This window comes from Mesotoga sp. BH458_6_3_2_1 (assembly GCF_003664995.1).
Lineage (GTDB): Bacteria > Thermotogota > Thermotogae > Petrotogales > Kosmotogaceae > Mesotoga.
Genome location: NZ_JFHL01000008.1, coordinates 68,996 through 78,494, shown reverse-complemented (window position 1 = coordinate 78,494; position 9,499 = coordinate 68,996). Strand labels below are relative to the sequence as shown.

4 protein-coding genes are annotated in these 9,499 nt (G+C 48.2%); 2 read left to right on the top strand and 2 right to left on the bottom strand.

Features of this window, described 5'->3' with window-relative positions; genetic code table 11:
* The first annotated feature begins 1,161 nt into the window (after positions 1–1,161).
* Both Y697_RS05920 and Y697_RS05910 read left to right on the top strand, forming a co-directional pair.
* Positions 1,162–2,256, top strand: a complete 1,095-nt coding sequence (locus tag Y697_RS05920) for a M24 family metallopeptidase (RefSeq protein ID WP_121550734.1) — start codon at positions 1,162–1,164, stop codon at positions 2,254–2,256.
* 1,970 nt (positions 2,257–4,226) lie between these two features.
* Positions 4,227–5,687, top strand: coding sequence for an MFS transporter (locus tag Y697_RS05910; RefSeq protein ID WP_121550732.1), 1,461 nt, complete (start codon positions 4,227–4,229; stop codon positions 5,685–5,687).
* Between the two features lie 8 nt (positions 5,688–5,695).
* Here the strand turns inward: Y697_RS05910 and Y697_RS05905 are convergent, their stop codons facing one another.
* Together Y697_RS05905 and Y697_RS05900 are read right to left on the bottom strand one after the other, a co-directional pair.
* The gene (locus Y697_RS05905) at positions 5,696–7,639 is read right to left on the bottom strand and encodes an ABC transporter ATP-binding protein (RefSeq protein WP_121550731.1); all 1,944 of its coding nucleotides are present in this window, start codon (positions 7,637–7,639) and stop codon (positions 5,696–5,698) included.
* 2 nt (positions 7,640–7,641) lie between these two features.
* A complete protein-coding gene (locus Y697_RS05900) occupies positions 7,642–9,372 on the bottom strand; it encodes an ABC transporter ATP-binding protein (protein ID WP_121550730.1) in 1,731 nt (576 codons plus the stop codon).
* Positions 9,373–9,499 lie beyond the last annotated feature (127 nt).

The window sequence follows — 9,499 nt, the reverse complement described above, 5'->3', positions numbered from 1 at the left end:
CTGGTTGGAATCTCATGCCTTTTACGCGAAAAATGGGACAATAGGAGCGTTTGGGAGCCCGTCTGCTAACGCAGGCCAGTCACCTTTGGTGGCCAGTCGCACTTCGTGCGGCCAGCTCCGACTTCGTCGGGCAGAAGAGCGGATTCTAGGATCGGTTTTCTAAGAACGGGTCGAGAAAACCGGGTTATGAGAATCGGGTTTTGAAGAACAAGATGCTGAATCAAGTTCAGACTAATTTGTCGGCTAATTCGGAGGACGGTGGACCGGTGACGGTGAACGGGCCTTTTCAGCGTTTAGCGGGTTTTCGTTCTTAAGCGTGAAGCGGTTTTTGGTTGCGAGATCCCGTGCAAAAGCATCACGGGATGACAGTCCTATGTATTATGGTCATCCAACAATTCTCCAGCTAGAATCTGGTCTCGGCATTGTTCTTCTCGGAGGACGATGGACCGGTGGCTTGAGAGGCTTCCTGCGAAGCAGCATCACTTCTTGAAACGTTCCAGCGTAGCCTTACGTCTAGTATCTATAGTCATAATCCTAATTTAGATACTTTTTTCTTTATTTAGCAAAAGCCGCTCTTATTAACCCGGTTTTCTTAACCCGCACTTCGTAACCCGCTCTTTTAACCCGATCCTTTGTTTCCCCGCGAAGCGGGCATTGCGTCCTGGCATGTTCTTCGCCAGCCTTGCGTCCACTGATGCTCCTCAGTGCCTTGCGTCCCGGCACGATCTTTGCCGGCATTGCGTCTAATGTTTTATAAGGGCATCACTTCCTGTGATGCTTTTCCCAGCGTACAGCGGTCAGCGTTTCTTATCCAAGCGGCTCTCTTTGCCGGGCGTCGCCTGAACTGGCCTTTGCGAAGCAAAGACTGGCCTGCGTTAGCAGACTGGCACAGAAGGTCTTTCCCCGCGAAGCGGGCATTGCGTCCTGGCATGTTCTTCGCCAGCCTTGCGTCCACTGATGCTCCTCAGTGCCTTGCGTCCCGGCACGATCTTTGCCGGCATTGCGTCTAATGTTTTATGAGGGCATCACTTCCTCGCGGCAGCGAGCCTCACTTCCCAACAAAGTCAGCCTCCCCTCCTGCGGGAGGAAGAATATTTTCGATCTCCAATATTTTCGATTCCCTCTGATAGAATAGGGTTAAGCTCTGCTGGAGGGGTTTAATTGACAAGACATGAAATAGTCAAAGAATACATTGCGGAAGCCTCGGTTGAAGCCGTGATGTTGACAAGAAACTCTAATATTCAGTGGTTTTTCGAAGGTGAGGTGGATCCCAGAATAGACACTTCATCTGATTTTGGTGGTTTCTGGCTCCTAATTACGGATTCGATGGTCATCGCTTTGTGTCCTGAATATGACTGCGAAAGGATAAAAGACGAAGTCCTCCCACATGATGTTGAGATTCTCTCCTGTAGTGGATTACCAAGCATGATTGATTCGGCCAGCAGACTGTGCAGTAAATTCGAACACATTGCCGTTGACAGCGATGTCTCATCTTCTTGTTCTAATTATGTTCCACTTGCCGAGAGCTTTTATGAAAGGACCCAGCTTCTGAATGACAGAGAAATTCTACGTCTCAGGGTAGTAGGTAAACTCTCTGAGAACATACTTTGTGAGTTCGCTCCAGAGCTTCAGCCTGGAATGACCGAGATTGAGATCGAGAAGGTTCTCAGAGCAATCTTCATTGAGTCGGGCCTGGAAATTCCGACTCTCTGCGTGGCTTCCGACGAGAGGATTTCGAAGTCTCCATATCCGGTCTCGACCGCCAAGAAAGTCAGTAGGTATCTGATGCTTAGGGCGACAATCAAGAAGCAAGGACTAACTGTCTCTCTCAGCAGGTATTTTCACTTTGGTGCCGTACCTCAAGAAATTGAGCAGAAGCATGAGAGAGCATCGGGCATTGCCGCGAAAGCCGCCGTAGCGATCATGAGAGCAAAGAGCATGGGAGAGGTCTTCGCAGAGATCAAGAATGCTTATATATCCTTAAATGCGGGAAATGAGATCATGAGCTACAGTCCCGGTGGAAGCATTGGGTATACGCAGAATAAGTTTCTCTTTTCACCCGACTCGCAAATAGCTGTGAAGTCACCGGCAAGTTATGCGATAGGACCCCGAATTGACGGATTGTTCAGTGAAGACACCGTTCTATTGAACTCCAGCGGAACTGCCGAGTTTGTCACACTCGGAGAGGATTTCCCAAAAGTGAAAGTCCGTCTTGAAAGCTTCCGGGTCCACAGACCATGGATAATGGTCATTTGATTTTTCGAAGTATCCGGCTACAATCCCAGCCTCGACGTAAGTCCTGCAATTTGATGCAGTCACGATAGAAACATCTATCTGGAAGTGTGAGTCTTCATAGAACAAGATGCTGAATCAAGTTCAGCATGACGCTATTTGAGATTTTCGGAATCCCCTAACATAGTCATCCCGGGCTTGACCCGGGATCTGGGCTTTGAGAACCGGGGTCGGGGGTAGCAGGTTGGGGCTTCGAAAGAGCAGATTGAAACCGATTCACCGTTGAAAGGTTCTCCAAAGAGAGCCTTACAAGTGGATTTATCAGCGATCAGCGAAGTTTTGTTCCTTAGCGTATAGCGATTCTTAGGAGCGAGATTCTGAATCAAGTTCAGAATGACGGATTGTTTTGCTCTTTAGAATTACAATGTGCTTTCACGGTATGCGATGCTTTCTGAATCACCAAAGGCCGTCATCCCGGGCTTGACCCGGGATCTGGGCTTTGAGAACCGGGGTCGGGGGCTGCAGGTTGGGGCTTCGAAAGAGCAGATTGAAACCGATTCACCGTTGAAAGGTTCTCTAAAGAGAGCCTTACAAGTGGATTTATCAGCGATCAGCGCGGTTTTGTTTCTTAGTGTATAGCGGTTCTTAGGAGCGAGATTCTGAATCAAGTTCAGAATGACGGATTGTTTTGCTCTTTAGAATTACAATGTGCTTTCACGGTATGCGATGCTTTCTGAATCACCAAAGGCCGTCATCCCGGACGTGATCCGGGATCTGGGCTTTGAGAACCGGGGTCGGGGGCTGCAGGTTGGCATAGGAAAGAGCAAAGTGAGGCTGGTTCACTGTTCAACGGTTATCCTTTCTCCGAAGAGAGCCTTAAAAGCGGTTTTGTCAGCGATCAGCGAAGTTTTGTTCCTTAGCGTATAGCGATTCTTAGGAGCGAGATTCTGAATCAAGTTCAGAATGACGGATTGTTTTGCTCTTTAGAATTACAATGTGCTTTCACGGTATGCGATGCTTTCTGAATCACCAAAGGCCGTCATCCCGGGCTTGACCCGGGATCTGGGCTTTGAGAACCGGGGTCGGGGGCTGCAGGTTGGGGCTTCGAAAGAGCAGATTGAAACCGATTCACCGTTGAAAGGTTCTCTAAAGAGAGCCTTACAAGTGGATTTATCAGCGATCAGCGCGGTTTTGTTTCTTAGTGTATAGCGATTCTTAGGAGCGAGATGCCGGATCACGCTCCGGCATGACGGAAAGTGAGATTCTCACAATCGCCTGACAAGATCGTCATCAGCGAATTTTTTCTCCGTAGTTTAAAAGTGGCCTTTACTAAGCCTGAGTGGCCTGCGAAGCAGTCTGGCTCTCTTTTGCCTCCTGCGTAGCAGCCTCACTTCCGCCGGCGATCTTTCGGCGCATCACTTCCCCGGATGCTCTTCCGGGCATCACTTCCTGGCATGTACTTGCCAGCATCACTTCATAGAAGGTTCTCCGGCTCATTGCGTCTAATGTTTTATAAGGGCATCACTTCCTGTGATGCTTTTCCCAGCGTACAGCGGTCAGCGTTTCTTATCCAAGCGGCTCTTTTTGCCCGCGTAGCGGAACTGGCCTTTGCGAAGCAAAGACTGGCCACCGAAGGTGACTGGCCTCTGCCTCTGGCAGAGACTGGCCTGCGTTAGCAGTCTGGCTCTCTTTTGCCTCCTGCGTAGCAGCCTCACTTCCGCCGGCGATCTTTCGGCGCATCACTTCCCCGGATGCTCTTTCGGGCATCACTTCCTGGCATGTACTTGCCAGCATCACTTCATAGAAGGTTCTCCGGCGCATTGCGTCTAATGTTTTATAAGGGCATGACTTCCTTTGAAGCTTTTCCCAGCCTCTCACTAGTTCTTCAATTTATCATAATTGAAAAGGAAGAGTTTACTATAACGCGACATGAACGATTCTTTCGGTGATAAACTGTCAAATGAATGCGCACTTTTTCTTTTGCGGGAGCTGTAATGGACGACTACTTGGGCTACAACAAACCTGAATACAAAAGAACTAGAACACTTGCGATCTTCGAGGGATCGTTTTTCAACCTTGCCTTCCTTGTGACGCAAGGTTTTATCGTTACTGGTCTCGCTCTCGAGTACGGCGCCTCCGAAATGCTGATCGCAATAATTGGAGTCCTTCCAACGCTCGCTCAGCTCGTTCAGCTAGCTGCCCCACTGGTAATGAGACTCTTCAAAGACAGAAAGAAAGCGATGCTCTTTAGCGCTCTTATAGGAAGAATTCCTCTGGCCTTCATACCGGTCACGCTTGCCCTGGGGATGAAGTCTCAGTCGCTTCTTCTAATTCTGCTGTCGGTAATAGCATTTGGAAATTCGCTTGTGGGAACTTTCTGGGCTTCCATAATGGGGGATGTCATTGATCCAGAAAAGACGGGAAGTTACTATGGCAGAAGAAATCTGATCCTCTCGCTCAGTACGATGCTGATTGCACCAGTCTACTCACTTATACTTGACCGTTATGAGGGCTCTCTTGGATTCATAATTGTTACCTCTATGGCAAGCGCATTTGCAATAGTCACGATGCTTCTCCTGAAGAGTCATTACGCTCCACCGGTCAAGACATACGGGCGGGGAAGAATGTTCAGGGAGGTCTTCGCCAACCTCAAGTTCAGACAGTACCTAATGTTCGCCTTTGTCTGGAATTTTGCGATAACTATTTCAGGCCCTTTCTACGCTTACCACCAGTTGGTCAATCTCAAGGTTAGTTACGCCTATCTCAGCATTTTGAGCATCGTTGCTTCGCTCACCGCCATGCTGATGTATTTCCTGTGGGGGAAGATTTCCGATCAAATCGGTCACCAGTCAGTTGCCGAATTTGGAGTACTTGGGGCCACTTGTCTCGCGTTGATGTGGATCTTCGTTACGCCTCAGACAGCGGCTATTCTGCTGCCCGTAGATGCGATAGTAACTGGAATTGTATGGAGCGCAATCAACCTATGTATCTTCACAATGATGATGGGAATGATACGCGGTCAGTCAGTAGAGTCCTACGTCGCTGTGCAGGCCTTTCTGAATGGAATTGGCGCTTTAGGTGGTTCACTACTCGGAGGACTTGTCGCTTCCTATCTGAAGGGAAAGAGCATTACATTGCTCGGAATCGACTTCTACGGAATACAGGTGATTTTCCTTATGGGTGCCTTCTTCAGGTTCACGGCTTTCCTTCTTCTCAGGAGAGTACAGACGACAAAGATCAAGACCGTGCCGCAGGTTTTCTTCAACGTTATGTCTACACTGGGAAGAAGAATGGCTACCAGACCGTACGAATTCCCCATGCTTCAGCTAAGGCCTAAAAAGAAGAGACCAGAAGATGAGCCTTTGAAGCTCGATCTGCCTGCCTCTCTAGAGGATACAAGCGACATCGATGAAATCACTTCCGAAGAACTCGAAGACAACGGCGAGGAAAAGTGATCAGACTCCTAAGCGATGTCTCCGAGCTCGTACTGCAGTCTGTGGAGATCCGAGTATATTCCTCCCTTTGAGAGAAGCTCGTCGTGAGTCCCCGATTCTACCAGCATACCCTTATGAATCACCATTATCCTGTCCGCATTCCTTATGGTCGAAAGCCTGTGGGCGATCGTAATCATCGTCTTCTCTTTAGAAATTCTCTCCATAGCCTTCTGAATAAGAGCTTCTGTTTCCGTGTCGACATTGGCAGTCGCTTCATCGAGAACAAGAATATCCGTATTGAAGACGACGGCCCTGGCAAGCGCAATCAGTTGGCGCTCTCCGGCAGACAGTGTGCCGCCTCTTTCAAGGATCACTGAATCATATTTGTCAGGAAGGCGATCAATGAAGTGATGGGCATATACGTATTTTGCAGCCTCTATGGCCTTCTCCCGTGAAATAGTCTCGTCGAAGAGGCGAATATTATCTAGAATACTACCAGAAAATAGGAAGACATCCTGGAGTACAACTCCAACCTTTTTCCGTAAGCTCTGGAGATTGTAGTCGTAGATGTTCTTGCCGTCTATCTTTATCTCACCGGCCTGAATCTTGTACAGTCCGGTGAGAATGCTGATGATAGAGGTCTTCCCGGCTCCTGTTTCGCCGACGAAGGCAATCTTTTCCTTCGGCCTCACTCCAAAGCTGATGTCTTTCAGCACTTTGTGCTCTCCATCGTACGCGAAGGTCACGTTTTCAAACTCAACGCTTCCTTCGAGTGTCTTCGTTGCAGCCTCATCGGGATTGTACGTCTCTTCGGTTTCGTCCATCAGCTTGAAGATCTTCTCGGCCGAGGCGAGTGCATTCTGTACAATGTCGTACTTCTCTGCAATGTCATGCAGCGGACGGAAGAACATATCGATGTACGAAACGAACGCAACAAGCACTCCGAAGGCCAGCGTGTTTCCTAGAATACTCTTGACGCCAAACCAGATAACGATGGCTATGGTCACGTAATAAAGAAGATCCAGCAGCGGTCTAAAAATGGCAAATACCCACAGCTGTTCCATAAGACTCTTGAGGTGGCTCTTGTTAACTGAATCGAATTCGCCCTTCTTTCTAACTTCCTGATTGAAGAGCTGGGTAATCGACATGCCGGAAATATGCTCGGCAAGGAAGGCGTTTATTATCGCAAGGCGCGTTCTCACCTTTCTATAGGCTATCCTGTCGAAGTAACGGAAGACGAATATCGCTCCCGCAATGATCGGAAGAATAGCAACTGTGATCAATCCCAGGTAGGTAGATAGGTTAAGCATTATTATGATGATTCCTCCGAGCAAGAGGACGTCTTTCACCATCGAAGTAATGACGCTCGTAAAGAATTCGGCCAGATTCTGAGTGTCGTTTGCGACTCTAGTCGCCAGTCTTCCGCTGGGATTCGTATCGAAAAACCTCATCGGCACTCTCAAGAGATGCCGGAAGAGGTCCACCCTGATACCGTGGGTTATCTTCTGTCCCATGTACGATGTCGCATACACCTGCCCGTAATTGACGAAGAAAAGCGAGACGAGTATCAGGATCATGAAGATCGCTATTTGACCTATCCCGTTAAGATCTTCGACCCTTAAATTTCTGAGTTGTTCCTCGGTTATCGGATAACTTGTCGTACCGTCAGTCACACTATATAAACCTGACTCATCCTGGTGGAGGTAGAATGCTCCTTCATCGGATTCCACGAAGTTGAAGGAACCGTTTTCTTCAACCACGACCAGAGAATACTGATTGTCCATGTAGTTATCTATCGCTCTTCTCATCAGCAGAGGGGGAAGAAGATCAAGCGCCGAAGACGCTCCGATAAGAATCAATCCCAGAATCAGAATAGCGACATATGGCTTCGTATATTTCCACAGCCTGAAGACAACTCGCCAGTCTTCTACTTTTAGTTTCTCTTCTACTTCGCTATATACGTTTTCGGCCATCGCTATTCCTCCTCGAGCTTTTCTTCGAGCATCTGTCTATCGTACATCCTCTGGTAAAGTCCACCGCCCTGAACAAGTTCAGAGTGCACTCCCCTTTCGACCACTTTGCCGTCATGGAGCACATAGATCTCGTCGGAATCTACGACTGCCTTCAGCCTGTGAGAGATGACGATTATCGATCTGTTCTCCTCGGAGTCCTTCAAGGATTTTAGGATTTCAGTTTCAGTCTCGGTGTCGACGGCCGAGAGACAATCGTCGAGCACGACGAGCGGTGCCTCCTTAATCAGTGCCCTCGCTATAGAGATTCTCTGTTTTTGGCCTCCCGAGAGAGTCACGCCTCTTTCTCCCACAATGGTTTTGTACCCGTTGCTGAAGCCTTCTATATCTTCATGAATCGAGGCGATGCTCGCGTACTTTTCGACCTCTTCGTCGGATATTCCCATGTCTCCGAAGCGGATATTGTTACCAACCGTCTCCGAGAAGAGGAAGGTCTCCTGCGGAACGTAAGCGACATTTTCTCTTATCGCCTCAGGTTCCAGTCTATTTATATCCACTCCATCTATGAAGATCATTGCTACCTCAACGGGGTACAGTCTGGCTATCAATTTCGCTATCGTAGATTTGCCTGAACCTGTGGTTCCAACGATGGCTATCTTAGAACCGGGTTTGACTTCGAAATCGATGTTTTCAAGGGCTGGTCTGCTGCCGGTGGGGTAGGTGAAAGTGAGGTTCTTCATGACTATATGACCCTCAAATCCGTCGATTTTCACAGGGTCGTCGGTAGTTATGTTGTTCTCCTGTTCAAGGACTTCCATTAGCCTTCTGTAAGAGGCGCGCCCTCTCTGGATGATATTGATCACCCAGCCAAAGGCCGTCATCGGCCAGACCAGCATTCCCAGGTAAGAAGTGAATGTGATGTACTCTCCAAGGGTTATCTGGCCCAGTATTACCATGCGTCCCCCAAACAAGGTCGCAAGCACCGAGCCGAGCATAGAGAGAGTCTGAATCAGCGGGAAGAACATTCCCCAGACCCTCACTAGTGTCATGTTCTTCTCAACATACGTATCTGACTTGTCGGAGAGAGTTCCATTTCTGAGGTCTTCAATCCCGTAACTCTTTATGAGCCGGACTCCCGAGATAGATTCTTCAATTGTGTCTGTAAGATCGGAAAAGGAGGCTTGGACCATCTTGAATCTCTTATGAATCATCTTTCCAAAGAAAGTTGAAACGATTGCCAGCGCGGGAAGCGGAGCAATTGAGATCCACGTCAGATTCCAGTTCGTGAAGAGACCCATTGCAAAGATCGTTACGGTAACGAGGAAGACTGCATCTATAATCATGACAATCGCCGGACCCATAGCCATTCTCACTGCATTAACGTCGTTCGTGAATCTGGCCATCAGATCGCCTACCCTAGTCTTGTCGTAGAAGGTTGGCGGAAGCGTCAGAAGCTTCTCGAAGAGAGTCTTTCGAGTGTAGTACTCGAATTTCCTCGCCGCTCCCATTATGAAGACCCGCCAGAACAATCTCGTAATGAAAAGTCCGAAGGCGACCCCGATAACGGCAAATATTAGGAGTCCGACAAAACTGAGGTCTTGTGCGCCTCCTCTGATCTCATCTACTATCAATCCCATCACTCTTGGCGTAATCAACATTAGTAAATCGACAAGAATAAGAAAGATGGCGCCATACAGGTATCTTGGCCAATTATGTTTCAAGAAGTCTCTTATCAAAAAAATCGCCTCACTAGTCCGCTAAACTAACTTAATATGATACACCATTTCGAGAGGAAACTCGTGATAGGTTCATTAACATGCATTCTGACTCTCTTACCTTCCAATGTATAATAATATCATCAAA

Bases quoted from the DNA above. Each gene is read 5' to 3' on its own strand.
- Y697_RS05910 (WP_121550732.1), top strand. From the start codon at position 4,227: ATGGACGACTACTTGGGCTACAACAAACCTGAATACAAAAGAACTAGA.
- Y697_RS05905 (WP_121550731.1), bottom strand. From the start codon at position 7,639: ATGGCCGAAAACGTATATAGCGAAGTAGAAGAGAAACTAAAAGTAGAA.